17 protein-coding genes and 1 pseudogene are annotated in these 16,949 nt (G+C 70.6%); 7 read left to right on the plus strand and 11 right to left on the minus strand.

The genetic code is table 11. The features are described from left to right. Nucleotides 1–58 precede the first annotated feature (58 nt). Nucleotides 59–892, minus strand: coding sequence for an HNH endonuclease family protein (locus ITJ69_RS15770; RefSeq protein ID WP_194673280.1), 834 nt, complete (start codon nucleotides 890–892; stop codon nucleotides 59–61). Between the two features lie 157 nt (nucleotides 893–1,049). On the opposite strand from ITJ69_RS15770, the gene ITJ69_RS15775 reads away from it, so the two are divergent. Further along, a complete protein-coding gene (locus tag ITJ69_RS15775; protein ID WP_228505889.1) occupies nucleotides 1,050–1,829 on the plus strand; it encodes an aldo/keto reductase in 780 nt (259 codons plus the stop codon). A 68-nt stretch (nucleotides 1,830–1,897) separates the two neighbouring features. On the opposite strand, the gene ITJ69_RS15780 is transcribed toward ITJ69_RS15775, so the two are convergent. Next, nucleotides 1,898–5,362, minus strand: a complete 3,465-nt coding sequence (locus ITJ69_RS15780; RefSeq protein ID WP_194673281.1) for an SNF2-related protein — start codon at nucleotides 5,360–5,362, stop codon at nucleotides 1,898–1,900. Nucleotides 5,363–5,489: 127 nt separating this feature from the next. Here ITJ69_RS15780 and ITJ69_RS15785 point away from each other — a divergent pair, with 127 nt between their 5' ends. Continuing rightward, nucleotides 5,490–5,687: a hypothetical protein gene (locus tag ITJ69_RS15785; protein ID WP_123292404.1), complete on the plus strand. Its 198-nt coding sequence runs from the start codon at nucleotides 5,490–5,492 to the stop codon at nucleotides 5,685–5,687. Between the two features lie 185 nt (nucleotides 5,688–5,872). On the opposite strand, the gene ITJ69_RS15790 is transcribed toward ITJ69_RS15785, so the two are convergent. The 3 genes from ITJ69_RS15790 to ITJ69_RS15800 form a co-directional block, all read right to left on the minus strand. Next, complete coding sequence (locus ITJ69_RS15790; RefSeq protein ID WP_159573692.1) at nucleotides 5,873–6,058, minus strand: hypothetical protein; 186 nt, start codon at nucleotides 6,056–6,058, stop codon at nucleotides 5,873–5,875. A 27-nt stretch (nucleotides 6,059–6,085) separates the two neighbouring features. Beyond that, complete coding sequence (locus ITJ69_RS15795) at nucleotides 6,086–6,757, minus strand: M15 family metallopeptidase (protein ID WP_159573691.1); 672 nt, start codon at nucleotides 6,755–6,757, stop codon at nucleotides 6,086–6,088. 433 nt (nucleotides 6,758–7,190) lie between these two features. Then, nucleotides 7,191–8,612 (minus strand): amino acid permease, encoded by a 1,422-nt coding sequence (locus ITJ69_RS15800; RefSeq protein ID WP_159573690.1) that lies wholly within the window; start codon nucleotides 8,610–8,612, stop codon nucleotides 7,191–7,193. Nucleotides 8,613–8,802: 190 nt separating this feature from the next. Between ITJ69_RS15800 and ITJ69_RS15805 the strand changes: the two genes are divergently transcribed. Further along, the gene (locus ITJ69_RS15805; RefSeq protein ID WP_123292406.1) at nucleotides 8,803–9,294 is read left to right on the plus strand and encodes a DUF427 domain-containing protein; all 492 of its coding nucleotides are present in this window, start codon (nucleotides 8,803–8,805) and stop codon (nucleotides 9,292–9,294) included. A gap of 25 nt (nucleotides 9,295–9,319) precedes the next feature. Here the strand turns inward: ITJ69_RS15805 and ITJ69_RS15810 are convergent, their stop codons facing one another. Continuing rightward, entirely contained in the window at nucleotides 9,320–9,655 is a 336-nt protein-coding gene (locus ITJ69_RS15810; protein WP_159573688.1) for a hypothetical protein, read from the minus strand. A 76-nt stretch (nucleotides 9,656–9,731) separates the two neighbouring features. On the opposite strand from ITJ69_RS15810, the gene ITJ69_RS15815 reads away from it, so the two are divergent. The 3 genes and pseudogenes from ITJ69_RS15815 to ITJ69_RS15825 all read left to right on the plus strand — a co-directional run bounded on the left by ITJ69_RS15815 (nucleotide 9,732) and on the right by ITJ69_RS15825 (nucleotide 11,352). Next, nucleotides 9,732–10,112 carry a hypothetical protein gene (locus ITJ69_RS15815; RefSeq protein ID WP_123292408.1) on the plus strand — a complete coding sequence of 127 codons (381 nt, stop codon included), beginning with the start codon at nucleotides 9,732–9,734 and terminating at the stop codon, nucleotides 10,110–10,112. Further along, nucleotides 10,079–10,597, plus strand: a pseudogene (locus ITJ69_RS15820) (DUF6264 family protein); the annotation flags it as partial. The gene ITJ69_RS15815 and the pseudogene ITJ69_RS15820, both read left to right, overlap by 34 nt. A gap of 317 nt (nucleotides 10,598–10,914) precedes the next feature. After that, the gene (locus ITJ69_RS15825; protein ID WP_123939211.1) at nucleotides 10,915–11,352 is read left to right on the plus strand and encodes a hypothetical protein; all 438 of its coding nucleotides are present in this window, start codon (nucleotides 10,915–10,917) and stop codon (nucleotides 11,350–11,352) included. A 28-nt stretch (nucleotides 11,353–11,380) separates the two neighbouring features. Here the strand turns inward: ITJ69_RS15825 and ITJ69_RS15830 are convergent, their stop codons facing one another. Next, nucleotides 11,381–12,001 (minus strand): hypothetical protein, encoded by a 621-nt coding sequence (locus ITJ69_RS15830; protein ID WP_123340324.1) that lies wholly within the window; start codon nucleotides 11,999–12,001, stop codon nucleotides 11,381–11,383. A 267-nt stretch (nucleotides 12,002–12,268) separates the two neighbouring features. Further along, a complete protein-coding gene (locus tag ITJ69_RS15835) occupies nucleotides 12,269–13,723 on the minus strand; it encodes an APC family permease (RefSeq protein ID WP_123292412.1) in 1,455 nt (484 codons plus the stop codon). 98 nt (nucleotides 13,724–13,821) lie between these two features. On the opposite strand from ITJ69_RS15835, the gene ITJ69_RS15840 reads away from it, so the two are divergent. Further along, nucleotides 13,822–14,250, plus strand: a complete 429-nt coding sequence (locus ITJ69_RS15840; protein ID WP_194673283.1) for a DUF6892 domain-containing protein — start codon at nucleotides 13,822–13,824, stop codon at nucleotides 14,248–14,250. A 22-nt stretch (nucleotides 14,251–14,272) separates the two neighbouring features. Here ITJ69_RS15840 and ITJ69_RS15845 read toward each other — a convergent pair whose 3' ends face one another. Genes ITJ69_RS15845 through ITJ69_RS15855 form a run of 3 tightly spaced genes read right to left on the minus strand, consistent with a single transcriptional unit; the run spans nucleotide 14,273 to nucleotide 16,944 of the window. After that, on the minus strand, nucleotides 14,273–14,899 hold the full coding sequence (locus ITJ69_RS15845; protein WP_194673284.1) for a uracil-DNA glycosylase: 627 nt from the start codon (nucleotides 14,897–14,899) through the stop codon (nucleotides 14,273–14,275). Then, the gene (locus ITJ69_RS15850; RefSeq protein WP_123292415.1) at nucleotides 14,896–16,098 is read right to left on the minus strand and encodes a glycosyltransferase; all 1,203 of its coding nucleotides are present in this window, start codon (nucleotides 16,096–16,098) and stop codon (nucleotides 14,896–14,898) included. The genes ITJ69_RS15845 and ITJ69_RS15850 overlap by 4 nt, the downstream gene beginning before the upstream one ends. Before the next feature lie 9 nt (nucleotides 16,099–16,107). Beyond that, on the minus strand, nucleotides 16,108–16,944 hold the full coding sequence (locus tag ITJ69_RS15855; protein ID WP_194673285.1) for a DUF429 domain-containing protein: 837 nt from the start codon (nucleotides 16,942–16,944) through the stop codon (nucleotides 16,108–16,110). Between the last annotated feature and the right edge of the window lie 5 nt (nucleotides 16,945–16,949).

Genomic DNA, 16,949 nt, shown 5'->3' on the forward strand with positions numbered 1-16,949 from the left:
GGGGCGGAGGTGCGCCGGGCCTCCAGGTCGACACTCAGCGGCGGCAGACCGCCTGACGTCAGCAAGCGCCGAGCACCCGCTCCATCGCATCGCGCTCGGCGGGCACGACCCACAGGCGGTACTCGGCCTTCACGGACACCTGGTGCTCGATGTAGGTGCAGCGGAAGGCCTTGTTCGCGGGCAGCCAGGTCGCGGCGTCGCCCGAGCGCTTCTGCGAGTTCGACCGGCCGTCGACGGCGAACAGGTTCGACGGGTCGTTCGCCAGGGCCTCCCGCTCCGACTGACTGAGCTGCTGGGCACCGGTGCGCCAGGCGTTCTCGAGCGCGACGACGTGGTCGATCTGCACGAGGGTCGAGGTCGTGTTGCCGCGCACGAAGTCGATCGTCGCCCCGGTGTACGGCGAGACGAGCGTGCCGGTCATCACCTTGCACGGACCCTGGCGCACGATGCCGCTGAGGTCGCGCGCGAGCACGTCGTTCCGGGTGTCGCAGCCGTTGTGGTCGACGTCGATCCACGCGCTGCCGAACTCGCCCGTGCGGTCGTAGCCGGTGCCGGCGGCCTTGCCCTTGACGGGCAGCGTGGCGAGGAGCGCGCGGGCGTCCGCAGCGTCGGTGTCGGTCGACGTGCTGACGGTCGGATCCGTCGCATCCGTCGCATCCGTCGCAGCCGTCGGATCCGTCGGACCCGTCGGACTGGAGGCCCGGCTCGGCTCCGGTGCGTCGCTCTCGGTGCCGACCGTGGCCGTGGCGACCGCCGTGGGCCCGGCGGCCGCGTCGGCGTCCGGTCCGAGGACGCCGGTGGCGTCGAGCGCGTAGCCGCCGACCGCGAGGGCCAGGACGACGAGGACGGAGGTGAGGCTGATGCGGGTACGGCGGCGTCGGCGGGACGTCATGGGTGCGTGGAACTCCTGGTGGTGCGGTGGTGCGGTGGTGCGGCGCCGGGGTAGCCCGGACGATGGTGCCGGAGATCGATCATGCCGCAGACCTCGGACACGGCTGCGGACCGCCACGCTCTGAACGGCCGAACGACCACGGCGTAGACAGGTCCGCATGACCGATTACGCGAATCCGTCCGTGTCCGTCACCGGTGGGTCGATGCCGCTCCTGGGCTTCGGCACCTGGCAGATCCCCGACGGCGAGGCCCCCGCCGCCGTCGGCGAAGCACTGGCGGCCGGGTACCGCCACATCGACACCGCCACCGGCTACAGCAACCAGCGCGGTGTCGGCAAGGCCCTCGCCGAGTCCGGCCTGGCCCGCGACGACGTGTTCGTGACGACGAAGTTGCCGCCGGACAACGCCGACCGCGTGCGCGAGACCGTCGAGGAGAGCCTCGACCAGCTCGGCCTCGACCACCTGGACCTCTGGCTCGTGCACTGGCCGCCGAACGGCGAGGCCCGCCCGGACGTGTGGGAGCAGGTCGTCCAGGCGCAGGTCGACGGACTGACCCGAGCCGTGGGTGTGAGCAACTACTCGCTCGACCAGATCGATGAGCTCGTCACCGCGACCGGCACCGCCCCGGCCGTGAACCAGATCAAGTGGAGCCCGGTCGAGTACGACCAGACGATCGCTGACGGGCTGGCCGAGCGCGGGGTCGTGCTCGAGGGCTACAGCCCCTTCAAGGCGAGCAACCTGCAGGACCCGACGCTGCTCGACATCGCCACCGCGCACGACGCCGACAGCGCTCAGGTCATCGTCGCGTGGCACGTCGCGCACGGCTTCGTCGTCATCCCGAAGTCGTCGAACCCGGAGCGCATCCGGTCGAACGCCGCCGGTGCCCGCATCGAGCTGTCGGCGGACGAGGTCGCGGCGATCGACGCGCTCGCACGCTGACGCGCCCGCCCGCCGACGCCCGCGCCCGCTGACACCCGTGCTCGCGCTCGCCTGACCGCTCCCGCGCGTCAGGCGAGCAGCGAGCGGATGTCGTCGGCGGTCAGGTCGTCGGCGAACAGGGCGTCGTCGTCGATCATCGTGGCGAACAGCTCGGCCTTGCGCGCGGCGAGTGCCAGGACCTTCTCCTCGATGGTGTCCTCGGCGATGAAGCGCTGCACGCTGACCGACCGGGTCTGCCCGATGCGGTGGGTGCGGTCGACGGCCTGGGACTCGGCGGCGGGGTTCCACCACGGGTCGAGCACGAACACGGTGTCCGCCTCGGTCAGGGTGAGCCCGAAGCCGCCGGCCTTCAGCGAGATGAGGAACGCGGGCGCGGTGCCCTGCCGGAAGCGCTCGATCACCTGTGGGCGTTTGCGCGTCGAGCCGTCGAGGTACTCGTAGCCGACGCCCCGTTCGTCGAGGGCATCGGACACCATCCGCAGGAACGACGTGAACTGGCTGAACACCAGGGCGCGTCGGCCCTCGGCCGCGAGCTGCTCGAGCTCGTCGAGCAGCAGGTCGAGCTTGGCGGACGGGATCGGCGTCGACGGCGACAAGGGCGAGTCCGACCCGCTCGAGACCAACGCCGGCGACAGCGCGAGCATCCGCAGCAGCGTCAGCGACCGGAACACGATCATCCGGTTCTTCGACAGGTCGTCGATCAGGTCGAGGACCTTCAGTCGCTCGCGGTTGAGCGTGCGCTCGTACAGCTCGCGGTGCGCGGGGTCGAGCGTGACCCGGACGACCTGTTCCTGCTTCGGCGGCAGGTCGGCGGCGACGGCCTGCTTCGTCCGGCGGAGCATGAGCGGCCGGATCCGCCGCCGGAGCTTCGCGGTGAGCTGTTGGCGCGCTTCGCCCCGGAGCTCGGGGGAAGCGAGCGGCTTCACGTAGTCGTCGCCGAACCGGGTCCAGGTGGACAGCAGCCCGGGCGCGACGATGTGGAACAGCGCCCACAGGTCGGTGAGCCCGTTCTCGAGCGGGGTGCCGGTGATCGCGAACTTCACGGGTGCCTGCAGCTCGGACGCCACCCGGTGGGTCTGCGACTGCGGGTTCTTCACGAACTGCGCCTCGTCGAGCACGAGTGCCGACCACGGCAGGTCGGTCCACGCCTGCGAGTCGAGCCGGAGCAGCGCGTACGAGGTGACGACGACGTCGGCCTGCGAGGCCGTGCGGGCGACGAGACCGGGGTCCTTCAGTGACGTCGAGGTGACGGCCGCCACCCGCAGTGACGGCGTGAACTTCGCCGCCTCGGCCACCCAGTTGCCGACGACCGAGGTCGGCGCGACGACGAGGAACGGCGGCCCGTCGGGTTCCGCGGCTCGACGGGCGGCCACCATCGCGAGCACCTGCAGGGTCTTGCCGAGGCCCATGTCGTCGGCGAGCACCCCGCCGATGCCGTGCGCCGCCAGGAACGACAGCCAGGCGAACCCGGCGCGCTGGTACGGGCGCAGTTCGGCGTGCACGGTGTCCGGCACCGGGACGTCACCCGGGGGAGTCGCCCCCATCAGCCCCGCGGTGATCGCCTGCCAGCGCTCGTCGTGCGAGGTCTCGTCGGCGAGCAGGTCGAACTCGGTCCACAGCCCGGCCTGCAGCGGCGTCACCTGGATCGGCTGGTCGGGCTGCCACTCGTCGAGGTCGCGGGCCTCGTCGATGAGTTCCTTGAGCCGGTCGAACGCGGGATCGGCGAGCGACAGGTACGAGTTGTCCACGAGCTTGAGTCGCCGCTGCCGACCGGCCAGCGCGGTGAGCAGCGGGGTGAACGGGATCTGCTTGCCGTTCACGCTCACGATGATGCCGAGGTCGAACCAGTCGTGCTTGTCCGACGGCATCGTCGTGACGCGGATGTGCGGCCGCCCGCTCAACCGCTCGTAGTCGAGGCGCTCACCCTGCACCACCGTGCGGACGCCGAGCGCCGGCAACTCGGGCAGGAACTCGTTCGCGAACACCGCGACGTCGGCCCCGTCGATGGTGCCGTCCTGGAACCAGTCCAGTCCGCCACCGGGTCCGGCAGGGCGGACGGGAGGCTCGCCCGCAGTCGCGTCGTCGGTTCGCGCTGTCGACGTGGCGGGTTCCAGGGCCGCGGGCACGTCGGCGTCGGCGGTCGCCGCCTCGGTGCCGGCCGGAACGTCGGTGCTGGCTGGAACGTCGGTGCTGGCTGGATCGTCCGCGGCGCGGAGCCCGGACAGGTCGGGGAGCGGACCGTGCAGCGACACCGGGTCCTTGCGGCCGTCGACGTGCCAGCGCCAGTGCAGGTGCACCCGGTCGTCGGTGCGGGGTGCCCGGGCCGGCTCGAACGTCGCCGTCAGGACGAGTTCGGGCGGGGTGCGCTCGGGCAGCTCCACCGACCCGTCGGAGCTGACGAGCCCGAGGGCACCGCGCAGCCGGGGCGACCAGTCGGCCAGGAACTCGTCGACCTCGGCCGTCGGGACCGTGATGCGGGTGCCCTCGAGGAGCATGCGCCGTTGGTCGTCGGGGACGGGCGCCGGGGTCGGTGCGAGCCCGACGGTGAACTCCGGGCTCTCGCGGAACACGTACACGCCGTGGTCGCCGACCATCCGCGCCGCACCGGGGACGACCGGGCGGCCGTCGAGCACCGCGCTCGCGCCGATCACCACGGCGTCGTCGTGCCGGGCGACACCGGGCCGAGAGACGTCGAGCAGCACCTGGGCCCGCTCGCCGAGGACCACCCCGCCCTCGCGCTTGCCGGTCACGAAGGCGATGTCGAGCCCCGACGCCTGCCGGAGCAACGGCCACAGCAGCGGGCTGCGGAAGTCGTCGAGGTGCAGCCAGTCGCTCTCGCCGGGCAACCCCGCGAGCTGACCCGCACGGTGCAGGGCCGCGAGCTGCATGAACCACCCGTGCTGCTCGGCGCCGAGGCCCAGGCGGTTCTGCGAGTAGGGGAGCGTGCCCCAGGTGAGCTGCCCGCGCACCCAGTTGCCGGCGTCGCTGCGGGTCACCGGTCGGACCCCGAGCCGGACCGTGCGGGACGGCGCCGGCAGGGCTCGGCCGGCGGCCCGGGCGCGGGCCGCGAGGGCGGCGGGGACCGCGTCACGCAACTCGAACTGGAGACCCATCCGGGTGCCCTGCGGGGCGACCGCCTGCTCGTCGTCACCGGCGAGGCGGGCGAGGTCGTGCCTCCAGTCCGAGGGCGGCGGAGCCGTCGCTTCCGGACGCGGGCCGGCGTTGGCGGCCAGGGCACGCGCGTTGATGGTGAGCAGTGCGGCGGCGACGTGTTTGCAGTCGCCGCCGAGGGGACAGCTGCACGAGCTGCGGACCGGGCGGATGAAGTCGCCGCGGGCCACGGTCATGTCGATGCGGCACTCGTAGGGGTCGTCGGCGGTGCCCGAGACGGTCGCCGTGACGGTGCCGTCGTCGGCGTTCCAGACGGCATCGTCGACCAGACCGGCGCGCACGACGTCGCGTGCGCGACCGAAGGTCTGCGGCCCGACGAAACGGATGACGTCGACGGCGTCGATCATCGGGGCTGCTGGCACGGGTCAATCGTGCCAGCTGCCACCGACGCGCGGAGCCGCCGACCCGAACGGCACACATCGAGCAGGGCTACCGTCTGCGTGGACGGGCGACGACTGCTCGCCGCTCTCCACTCGATTGGACACGCTCATGCCGGACCGCTTGCGGTGGGTGCACGATTCTGCAGACCACTGGAACGTGTGGCTCGGCTCCGAGGTCGTCTGCGACGTCACCCGGACGGACCAGTTCACGGTGGACTCGCCGGACCACTCGATCAACGGGGCGCACTCGTCGCTCGAGAGCGCTGCGGCGCAGGTGCAGGGCTGGGTGCGCTGGAGCGGACGCTAGGGCGTCTGTTCGCTACGGCTTCGTCGTGTTCGTGGGGTCGGCCGCGGCCAGCTCCGTGACGAACTCCGTTGACCTCCGGACGATCTGGCCGAGTTCCTTCATTCCCGACGGGCAGGAGCGCCACGACGGAAACGCCCCCACCCTGCGAGGGTGGGGGCGTTCGTGCTTCCGGTTCGGAGCGTGCCTCAGGAGGAGGGTGTGACCTGCCCCTGGAGAGCAATCGCCTTCCACAAGTCGAACGTGCGGTCGTTGCCCTTCGTGACCGACCCGTAGAGCGCGAGTGCAGCCTGGAACTGCTCGCTGTTCAGCGAGCGGAAGTAGCCCGGTCCGATGATTGCGCTGCCACGCGTTTCACCCTGGATGATCTTCATGATGTGCCTTTCGTCAGAGTTGAGCTGTTAGAAGCGAACGCTTTGCCCCTGCAGGGCGACGGCTTTCCACACGTCGTACTGCCTGGTCGTACCCTTGTGCGCGGGGCCGAGCAGCACCGTTGCGGCGGAGACGAACTCGTCGGTCGCCAGCGTCCGGTAGTAACCGGGACCGATCACCGCGGTGGTGCGGTCCGGCGCGGCGATCACGACCATTCCGTCGTCGTCGGTTTCGACCTCTGGACTGGTCGGTTCGACCGCGGAGTAAGCCCTTGTGTAGTTGAAGTGCCAGTTCTCGTTCCCGTAGACCGCGAAACCGTAGGTCGCGCAGGTCGACCGCAGCCACGCGAGGTTTGCGGAGGTCATGTCGGCCTGCAGGAAGTCGACCGCGGCTCCCCAACCATGGTTCGAGGTGCCCGGCTCGGCACCGAGATCGGGGTTGTGACCCCAGTAGTCCCACCAGTACTGCTGGCCCGCGAGGCTGCGGTACCCCTCGTTGACGCGGAGGTAGGCACCGAAGTGCGACCGGAACGCCTTGAGCCACGACAGCAGGTCTCGGGCCGCATCGGGCCTCATGTAGACCTTCGCCAGCGAGCCCGGGAAGCTGTTCGCCACCACCCCCGGGTAGTCGACGATGGTCAGCGCATCGAGCGGGATCTGACCGTTGGAGTAGCCGCCCCAGCCGGTCGCCAGAACGGACATCTGCCCGGACGCTGATGCCTCGGGATACGCCGCCGTGGAAGACGACGCCGAGGCGGCTGTCCCACGCAGCAGGTCCGAACCGAGAGCGGCGGAAGCAACCGCAGCTCCCGCGAAACCCAGCATCTGGCGCCGACTTGGCTGCGTCAACGCCCCATTTCTTTCCGTCATCATTCCCCTAGTCATTTGATCACGAGCTGTCGGCATTGATCAGCTGCATGAACCCTCTCAGAGGGCAGAACGACTGCACTACCCCGCGTTCAGGGGGTGGCGCCGAGGTGCATTCCTGTCAGGCTTGCGCGCAATACTCGACGCGGCTGAGTCGTCGGTAACCCACATCGTCACCCCGCTCGAGGCGAAGGACGTCAAGGAGTTCCACCGCCCTGCCGCGTCCGCCTGCTGAGCTCGACCGCCGATTCTGCGGACGATCTGCGGTCTACGGGGTCTGAGGCGCCTCGGTTGCCGCCAGCTTGCTGTGCTTCCGCGAGTAGCCGAAGTACACGCCCAGTCCGATCGCGAACCACACCGCGAACCGCACCCACGTCTCCCACTGCAGGAACGTCACGAGCCACAGCGACGCGATGACGCCGATGATCGGGATGACGGGCATGAACGGCAACCGGAACTGACGGTCGAGGTCGGGCTGGCGGTAACGGAGCACGATCACCGCGGAACAGACCACCACGAACGCGAGCAGGATCCCGATGTTCGTGAGCTCGGCGACGACACCGATGGGCAGGACGCCCGCCAGGATCGCCGACGCGATGCCGAGGATCCACGTGACGCGGGTCGGGACGTGGCGCTTCGGGTCGGTCTTCGAGAACCACTTCGGCATCAGGCCGTCGCGGCTCATCGAGAACCAGACGCGGCTGGCGCCGAGCATGAACGTGACGAGGACCGTGACGATGCCGACGATGGCGCCGATCGCGATGACGTTCGCGACACCACCGAGGCCGACCGATGCGAACGCCGACGAGAAGCCCGAGGCCGGGTCGATGTCGGTGTACTTCTGCATCCCGGTCAGCACCAGGGTCGCCAGCACGTACAGGACCATCGAGATGCCGAGGGACAGCAGGATCGCCTTCGGCATGTGCTTGCGGGCGTCGACGGACTCCTCGGCCGCGGTGGACATGGCGTCGTAGCCGAACACCGCGAAGAACACCGTCGCGGCACCGGTCATCACGCCGCCGAACCCGAACGGGAAGTAGGGGGAGTAGTTCGCGCTGTTGATGTGGAACACGCCGAGCACGACGATGAGGACGACGAGTGCGACCTTGATGCCGACCGCGACGAACTCGAACCGGGCGGCGCTGCGGATGCCGCGGGTGAGCACGAACGCGGTGACCAGGCACAGGATGATCGCGAAGACGTCGATCACGTGGCCGTCACCGGTGCCGGGCGCGCCGAGCATCCACGCGGGCAGGTCGATGCCGAACTGGCCGACCAGGAACCCGACGTAGCCGGAGATGCCGATCGCGACCACCGCCACGATCGCGGTGTACTCGAGCAGCAGGTCCCAGCCGATGAACCACCCGACGATCTCGCCGAGGACCGCGTAGCCGTACGTGTACGCGCTGCCGGCCTTCGGGATGAGGCCGGCGAACTCGGCGTACGAGAGCGCTGCGGCAGCACTCGCGACGCCGGCGACCAGGAAGCTGATGAGGACCGCGGGACCGGCGACGCCGTTCGCCACGGTGCCGGCGAGGGTGAAGATCCCCGCGCCGATGATGCCGCCGATGCCGATCGCGGTGAGCTGCCAGAGGCCGAGGTGCCGTTTCAGGCCACCCTCGGCTCCGGTGTCGTCATCGATCGTCTCGATGGGCTTCCGTCGGAAGAGCGTGCGTGTCGTCGTCGTCACCCGCCCATGGTGCACCTTGTGGCGGTCTCGTGCGCGGGCGGCGGGCCGCGCCGAGTCTCGGGCTGAGCGACAGTTCCCGCGCCGCCGGGCCCGTGAAGTGTCGCCCAGCCCGAGACTCGGGCCCGCCCGGCCGAGACTCGTGCCGGCCCCGCCGAGCCCGACCGCAGCCGCACGGCGTAGACACGATCCCATGCGCCATCCCACACGGATCGAACCCGGCCCCGGACAGGAATCGGTCTGGGACTACCCCCGCCCGCCCGCCGTCGAGCCCGTCACCGCCCGCGTCGTCGTCCGGTTCGGCGGCACCGTCGTGGCCGACACGACCGATGCCGTGCGGGTCCTCGAGACGTCGCACCCGCCGGTGTACTACCTGCCGATGGCCGACCTCGACCTCCGCCCCGCCCAGGGGTCGAGCATGTGCGAGTTCAAGGGCCGGGCGCGGTACTTCGACGTGGTCGGCGGGGACGGCACCGTCGCTAGTCGCGCCGCCTGGAACTACCCGACGCCCGAGCCGGGGTACGAGTCGCTCCGGGACCGCGTCGCGATCTACCCGTCGGCGATGGACTCGTGCGAGGTCGGCGGCGAGGTCGTGCAGTCGCAGGACGGTGACTTCTACGGCGGCTGGATCACGTCGGACGTCGTCGGACCGTTCAAGGGCGCGCCCGGCACGCTCGGCTGGTGAGCCGTCGCTCGGCTGGTGACCCGCGTCAGCGGTTCGCGTAGGGCGACCAGAACGGCGGTGGGAACGCCCCGGCGGTCGCGATGACGAGCAGCTGCCAGAGGATCATGACCAGCCCGGCCACGCCGATGACGATGCCGATCCACGCCCAGACCTGCACCGCCCGGCGACGGCGACCGGCGATGACGATCGCGCGCCAGCCGCTCAGCACGCAGACGATGCCGAACGCAGCACCGAGCAGGACGTGCCGGACCGTGCCCTGCGCCGGCACGATGATGCCGAGGTAGAACGCGACCGGGCCGAGCAGCACGGCGAACGTCGCTGGGGCTGCTGGCGGTTCGTGGTCCCGAGAGGGTGCTCCCATACGTCTGAATGTACCGAGCCGGTCGGGTTCCGTACACGTGCGAGCACCGTCGCCCGGGAGCAGGCACGATGGAGGCATGCGTTCCTTCCTCCGCGTCCTGCTCGGCCTGGCGCTCGTGTTCGCCGGCACGAGTCACCTCACCTTCGCGCGCAAGGAGTTCACGGCCCAGGTTCCGGAGTTCGTGCCGCTCTCCGAGGACGCCACCGTGCTGGCCTCGGGTGTTGCCGAGATCACCCTCGGTTCGGCGCTCGTGCTCGCGCCGAAGCCGGCCCGTCGCTTCGTCGGCTCCGTCGCTGCGCTGTTCTTCACGGTGATCTTCCCGGGCAACCTGTCGCAGTGGGTCAACCGCCGCGACGCGTTCGGCCTGGACACCGACGAGAAGCGCGTCGCGCGCCTCTTCGGGCAGCCGCTGCTCATCGCCGCGGCCCTCTGGTCCACGCGCGGCCGGCGGTCCTGATGGACGCGCCCGCCCGGTCGTCCGGTCCGGCCGACGCCGGTTCGGCTCCCGGGTCCGGGCCGGAGTCCGTTCCAGGGGCGCGTCTCGATCCGCTCGGGTCGGCTCCGGCACGGTTCGGACGGGAGGCCCGCCACCCCCTGGCAGGCCGCCGCCGCGTCGCGGACATGGTCGCCTCCATCGCCCTGCTCGTGGTGCTGACGCTCGAAGCGTTGGCAGCTGGGTGGGGCATCAAGCTCATGTCGTTGGCGTTCGTGTCGTGCGCTGCCCCGGGGAACACCTGCAACGTGGGGCTCGGCGACTCGGTCGTTACGGTCGGGCCGATCCTGATCGCGCTGGTGCTCGTCGCCTCGATCGTGGTGTGCATCCTGCGGCTGGTGCGGCGTCGGCTGGCGTGGCCGGTCGTGCTCGTCGGGATGGCCGCCGTCGTCGCGGTGTTCTTCGCGGCGCTGCTGCTCATCGAGAGCTCGGTGACGCACGGCATCTGAGGGGTGCTGCCTTCCCGAGGTTCCGAAATCTCGGCATGTCGGCGCCCTGTTCGTCGAGGTCTGGAACCTCGGGGATCAGCGTGCGGCACGTCGTGGAACCTCGCCGAGCCGGTCGGGTTCGGACTGGAGGCCCGTCCAGCGTCGTTCTCGCGCTGGTCGAACGTCTGCACCGCGACGACCGCGGGGGCGTCGCGATCGCCGAAGTCGGACGGCTCGCGGCCTCAAGTCTTCCTCCACAGGTGGCTGCGGCGGCGAGGTTGTCCACAGATGCGCACGGTGGCCGTCTGTGGGCGGGCCGGGTTCGCGACGCTGGAGTCATGCCTGACACCGACACCCTCGACCGCCTGATCCGAACCCCTGTCCGTACCGACGACGACGTCGTTCAACTCGTCGCCGCCCTGGTCGACCGCCCGGTGCGCCGGCAGTGCTGGGTGGTGTTCCTCGACGAGCTCGGGATGTCGATCCCGTTCCTGCTGCCCATCGCCGACCTGCCCTACCAACCGGACGAGCACGTCAGCGACTTCGCGTCGTTGATCTCCGAGATCGTGGGGCAGCTCGGCGCGGTCGACGTCGTCCTCGCGTGGGAGCGGCCCGGTGTCGACCGCGTGCACCCGGTCGACTGGGAGTGGGTCGACGCGTGCGCCTGCGCCCTCGACGAGCACGCGATCCGGCTGCGCGCGCAGGTCATCGTCCACGACGGCGGCGCCGCGATGATCGAACTCGACGAGCACGACCAGGACGAGGACGTCGCGTGACCGGCGCGCCCAGCGGTCGCGTGACCGGTCAGCCCTGCGGGGCGGTGTCCGGCACGGTCTCGCCCGTCAGCCCCTCGACGACGGCCTTCGCCGCCGGCCAGGACTTCGCGTAGTGCTCGGGGTCCGAGTTGATCTGCACCGCGTGCGCCATCTGCGTCGGCGTCATCGTCTTCCAACCGGGGACCTTGACGAGCTTCGCGTAGAACATCGACGCCGCCGTGTACGGGTCCATCCGCTGCTCGTACGTGCCCCAGGCGCCGTTGTCGCGCTGCTGGAACAGTCCGCGGCTGTCCGGTCCCGCAGCGTCGCCGTGGTCCAGGTTCACCAGACTCGACTCGCCGATCGCCGTCATGACCCCGACGGCCTGGGTGTGCGGCCCGATGCCGACCGCCTTCGCGGCCTGGATCACCGACGCGGCGTTCACCAGACGGTCCTGGCAGAAGCCCGCGATGGGGCCGGCGGGGACGACCATGCCGCCGACGGTCTTGGAGGCGACCTTCGGGCACGTGGGGGTGGCGTCGGCGGCGCTGGACTTCGCGATGCCGGCGATCGAGTTGACCGCGATCACAACGAGCACCACGACGCCGATCCCGACGACCACGATGCCCGCGCCGAACACCGACGCGAGCGTGATGCCGACACGGCGCATGACGGGACCTCTCGACGGACGGGGTGGGGCAGGCGGAGCACGACGAGCGTACGGGCGCCGCCTGGGAACCGCACCCGCCCGATCGGGGGCCGCCGTGACGCACTGACGGTCCTGGTGCACCGAACACGGGGTTCGGGTACCAAGACCGTCAGCCGCGACGTCAGCGTCGGCGTCGGCGCGACCTGCTCCGACCCCATCCGCCGGCGGACAGGGAGATGAGCGCGATGGCGGCGATGACGATCGTCCAGATGACGGCGGTCGCGTCCATCAGACGTCGCGGTGGTCGTGCGGCGGGTGCTGCACCTTCGTCGGTTCGGTGACCAGGCCGGTCGGGGCCTTCTCGGGCTGCTTGCGACCGTGCGTGAACCAGGTCAGGATCCACAGCAGCACACCCAGGGCCAGCAGTGCACCGGCGATCTGGTACTGCTGCGGGTCACGGCCGGACGAGAACGGCAGCACGAGCCACAGACACGTGATGATGCCGATGACGGGGATGATCACGCCGGCTCGGAAGTGCTTGTGGTCGACCTTGTCGCGGCGGAGCACGAGCACCGTCAGGTTCACGACGGCGAACACGGTGAGCAGCAGGAGCGAGGTCGTGCCACCGAGGACCACCACGATCGGGGAGTCCGGGTCGAGCGAGACCCAGCCGATGAGCAGCAGGGAGATCGCGGTGGTGAAGACGATCGCGTTCGACGGGGTGCGACGGGCGGGGGAGATGCGGGCCAGGAAGCCCGGCAGCACGCCCTGCTTGCTCATGCCGTACAGCAGTCGCGACGCCATCATCATGTTGATCAGGGCGGTGTTGGCCACGGCGAACATCGAGATGAACGGCAGCAGGTCGGCGATCGGGAAGTCCGGGGCGGCGGTCTGCACGACGGTCACGAGCGGGGTCTCGTTGCCGGCGAGCTCACCGATCGGCACGACGGCGACGGCGCAGATCGACACGAGCGTGTAGATCACGGCCGTGATGCCGAGGCCGGTGAGCATCACCTTCGGGAAGATGCGCGAGGGGTCCTTGGTCTCCTCGGCCATGTTCACCGAGTCCTCGAAGCCGACCATCGCGAAGAACGCCAGCGACGTCGCCGTGGAGATCGACATGAGCAGGGTCTTGTCCTCCGGGGTCTCGAACATCACCACCCGTGAGAAGTCCGCGTTGCCACCCGCGATCGCCCAGAAGCCGATCAGGATCACCATGACGAGACCGGACAGCTCGACCAGGGTGAGGACCACGTTCGTCTTCACGCTCTCACTGACACCGCGGAAGTTGATCGCCATCACCGCGAGCATGAAGCCCATGGCGATGAGCATCACGACGGCGTTCGGCAACTCGAGGCCGAACCCGACACCGAGGTTGGCGGCGAACGCCCGCGACGCCGTCGACGCCGAGGTGATGCCGGAACACATCACGATGAAGGTCACGATGAAGGTGATGAAGTGGACGCCGAAGGCCTTGTGCACGTAGAGCGCAGCGCCCGCGGTCTGCGGGTACTTCGTCACGAGTTCGAGGTACGAGAACGCTGTCAGCAGGGCGACCGCGAAGGCGATGAGGAAGGGGAGCCACGCTGCTCCTCCGACCTCTGCCGCGACCTGACCGGTGAGCGCGTAGACACCCGTTCCCAGGATGTCGCCGACGATGAACAGCAGCAGGAGCTTGGGACCGATGACCCTGCGGAGCTCGGGCTGCTCCTGCTGTGGTCGGTCCGTCTTGGTGGTGGCCATGCGTCACCCTTGCGCGCGAGACGCCTTGCTGTCTAGTCCCACAGGAAGGTTTCTCGCGATCGCAACACGGTCGCTCGGCGACGGATACTCTCCGGGCCATGGAGCACGAGTCGAACACCACCGAAGAGCCCGTCGAGTTCGCCGACTTCAACGCGAAGCTGCTCGTGCTCGACGTCCTCTGCTACGACCTCGACGTCCTCGACCCCTACGACCCGGAAACGGCCGACGAGACGGACGAGGACCTCGACGTCGACGGCCAGGACGACCGGGCCCGTGAGTACTACGACGACCTGGAACTCCTGCCGTCGCACCTGTCGCTCGTCACGGAGATCACCGTCGACACCGACCTCGAGGTGCTCCAGGACGTGCACCCCGGGTGGGAGGGCTCCGACGACCGCTTCGACCCGCAGAACTGGGACGACGTCCTCGACCTGCCGGCACTCCGCACCGTGTACGCAGCTGCGCCGCTGCCCGCCCACGTCGCCGAGGCCCTGGCCGCGAAGGACGTCGAGGTCCGCTCAGCCTGACCGGAGGGACCGGCACAGGGAACTACAGCGAGCGGTCCAACGCTCGCAGCTGCTCGGTGAACTGCTTCGCGCCGCCCTGCGCGGGGTGCCGGACGGCGATCGCCTCGATGCCGGCCAGTGCGAGCGCACCCTGGGCCTTCCGCCCCACCGCGACGACCCGGACCCGGTCGACGCCACCGAGTGCCTCGAGCAGCGCGAGGGCGACGGGCGCTCCCGACCGCACCTCGGCCGGACGGGGCGTGCGGTTCGTCAACCGGTCCGGGGCGACGAACGGGTGGTGCGGGAAGATCGCCCACGCCACGGGGAGCGGCCCGGCCCAGTCGGACAGTGCCGCCTGCACCACGCGCGATGATGCCTCCCACGGAGCGGTCGGCGCCGGCGGCACCAGGTAGTCGGCGCCGAACCGGTCCGTCTCGAGCTCGCGCATGCTCGTGAACGGAATGCCCGTGTTCGTCATGCCCCGCCACCCGGGCGCCTCGGCCACGAGCAGGGTGTCCGCCGCTGGCCCGAACTGCTCCAGGTACCGCTGCAGGTTCGACCGCCGCAACCGCCCCTCGGCCGAACCGAGGTCGTAGAGCGCCTCGGCGTCCGCGTCCGCGGGCACGGCGTCGAGCGCCGCCCAGAACCCCGAGGCGTCGAAACGGCTCACGAGCGGCCGAGCACCCGGCGGTACACGTCCTCGAGCCCCGAAGCCGATCGTTCCCAGCTCAGACGCTCCGCGTGCTCGCGCCCGGCCGAGGACAGCGCGGCCGCGTACCCGGAGTCCGTCAGGATCCGCTCGATCTCGGCAGCCCACACCGACGGCTCACGGGACTCGAGCACGACACCCGTCTCACCGTCGACCACGGCCTCACGCAGCCCCCCGGCAGCCGCGGCCACGACCGGCACCCCGGACGCCGAGCCCTCCAGCGCCACGAGGCCGTACGTCTCGGAGTGCGACGGCACCAGCACGGCTGCCGCGCCACGGAACAGGAACGCCAGGTCGGCACGCGACTGCGGCCCGATGAAGGTGACGCGGTCGGCGATGCCACGCGCGGCGGCGAGCCGACGCAGTTCGTCCACGTAGTCACCCGCCTCGCTCGAAGCATCCCCGGCGATGACCAAGGTGGGACGGGCCTCCTGGCTGATGCCCGCGATCGCCTCGATGGCCAGGTCGAGCCCCTTCAACGGCTGCACGCGAGCCGCCGCGACGACGTAGGGGGTGGCAGCCCGGCGCGCACCCGCGGCCGCGGGACGGAAGACCGACCCGTCGACCCCGGGCGGCACGATCCAGATCCGCGCGTCGGCACCGCCGAGCCGCGTCCGGACCGTCGACGCCTCGGCTTCGGACACCACGACCACCGCATCGGACTCACGCGCCAGCTGCTGCTCGCCCGTGATGCGCCCGGCGGACTCGGGCCGCTCACCCTCGGACAACGGCGTCTCGGGGTCGGCAGCGATCGAGTGGAACGACTGCACGTGCGGGATGCCACGCTGACGGGCGACCGGCAGGGCAGCGGCACCGGAGAACCAGTGGTGCGAGTGCAGGACGTCGAACGGCCCGAGCTGCTCGAGCTCGTGGCGGAACGGCTCGATGAACGCGTCGTGCTCGCCCTTCGGCACCGGCTCCGCCGGACCCGCCGACAGGAACCGCAGGCACACACCCGGCACGAGCGACACCGAGTCCGGCTGCGTCGGCGCCGAACGCCGCGTGATGATGTCGACGTGGTGGCCACGATCGGCCAGCGCCTCGGCCTGGTGCCGGACGACGACGTTCATGCCGCCGACCTCGCCCGAGCCGGGTTCGTCTCCGGGGGAGGTGTGCAGCGACACCAGCCCGATGTGCAGGGGTTCGCTCGTCGTGCTCACCGGTCAACCCTAGCCGCGCGTGCCCCGCTGCGACGGGCGCGCGGGCGCCACGATGACGGGCCGGCGGCCCGCCTCGTCCACCGGGTCGGACGGGAGGCCCACATCGCCTCCCAGGATCTGCACGCGCTGGTCGCCGTGCCGCTCCCAGAACGCCGCCGTCCAGGCACACAGGCCACCGTCCAGCAGGTCCTCGCGGTGCTTGTGCGTCGGACCGTGCAGCACTGACGGGTCGGCGAGCCCCGCAGTCAGCGGATTCGAGTCGAGCTGCAACGGCGGGTCGAGCGGGGTCTCGCGCAAGCGCCGGACGAGCTCGTCGAACGCCTCGGCGCGGCGTGTCCGGGCCTCGGCTGCCGGCACCCTGAGGTCCAGGCGCTTGTACCGGGGCCGCTCGACGTCGTACCCGAGCTCCTCGACGCCGACCAGGGTCGTGTACGGGTAGCACTCGAACATCGCCGGGCCCGTCCTGGCGTGCATCGACGCCGTGTCGGACACGTACTCGACGCCGAGTGCGGTGAGCTGGTCGAGCAGGCGGGCGCCGGCGCTCGCCGCAGAGGCCTGGTTCGTCGGGTTCGCCGCCACCTTCCACCGGCCGTAGCGCTGTCCGACCTGCCGTTCGGATTCGCGGATGCCGGTCGGGTTCGTCACGACGAGCGAGGCGTCGACGGCGATGAGCGACCGCGGTCCGAGGCGCTCCGCGATCCAAGTCGTGACGTCGTCGACCCCGCGGGCCCATCCGGCGTCGGTGATCGTGCCGTCGGACTCCATCGCGACCAGCCCGGTCTCGTTGGGCGCGCGGCCCGCGGTGCCGAGTCCCCACGCCAGGTCCACTCCGAGGTACGCGCTCACCCGTC

It is taken from the genome of Curtobacterium sp. VKM Ac-2887 (assembly GCF_015350935.1).
Classification (GTDB): domain Bacteria; phylum Actinomycetota; class Actinomycetes; order Actinomycetales; family Microbacteriaceae; genus Curtobacterium.

Coding starts and splice junctions, on each gene's coding strand:
- ITJ69_RS15830 (WP_123340324.1), bottom strand. CDS start 12,001: ATGCGCCGTGTCGGCATCACGCTCGCGTCGGTGTTCGGCGCGGGCATC.
- ITJ69_RS15795 (WP_159573691.1), bottom strand. CDS start 6,757: ATGTCCGTTCTGGCGACCGGCTGGGGCGGCTACTCCAACGGTCAGATC.
- ITJ69_RS15790 (WP_159573692.1), bottom strand. CDS start 6,058: ATGAAGATCATCCAGGGTGAAACGCGTGGCAGCGCAATCATCGGACCG.
- ITJ69_RS15775 (WP_228505889.1), top strand. CDS start 1,050: ATGACCGATTACGCGAATCCGTCCGTGTCCGTCACCGGTGGGTCGATG.
- ITJ69_RS15840 (WP_194673283.1), top strand. CDS start 13,822: ATGGAGCACGAGTCGAACACCACCGAAGAGCCCGTCGAGTTCGCCGAC.
- ITJ69_RS15815 (WP_123292408.1), top strand. CDS start 9,732: ATGCGTTCCTTCCTCCGCGTCCTGCTCGGCCTGGCGCTCGTGTTCGCC.
- ITJ69_RS15810 (WP_159573688.1), bottom strand. CDS start 9,655: ATGGGAGCACCCTCTCGGGACCACGAACCGCCAGCAGCCCCAGCGACG.
- ITJ69_RS15770 (WP_194673280.1), bottom strand. CDS start 892: ATGACGTCCCGCCGACGCCGCCGTACCCGCATCAGCCTCACCTCCGTC.
- ITJ69_RS15805 (WP_123292406.1), top strand. CDS start 8,803: ATGCGCCATCCCACACGGATCGAACCCGGCCCCGGACAGGAATCGGTC.
- ITJ69_RS15835 (WP_123292412.1), bottom strand. CDS start 13,723: ATGGCCACCACCAAGACGGACCGACCACAGCAGGAGCAGCCCGAGCTC.
- ITJ69_RS15825 (WP_123939211.1), top strand. CDS start 10,915: ATGCCTGACACCGACACCCTCGACCGCCTGATCCGAACCCCTGTCCGT.
- ITJ69_RS15785 (WP_123292404.1), top strand. CDS start 5,490: ATGCCGGACCGCTTGCGGTGGGTGCACGATTCTGCAGACCACTGGAAC.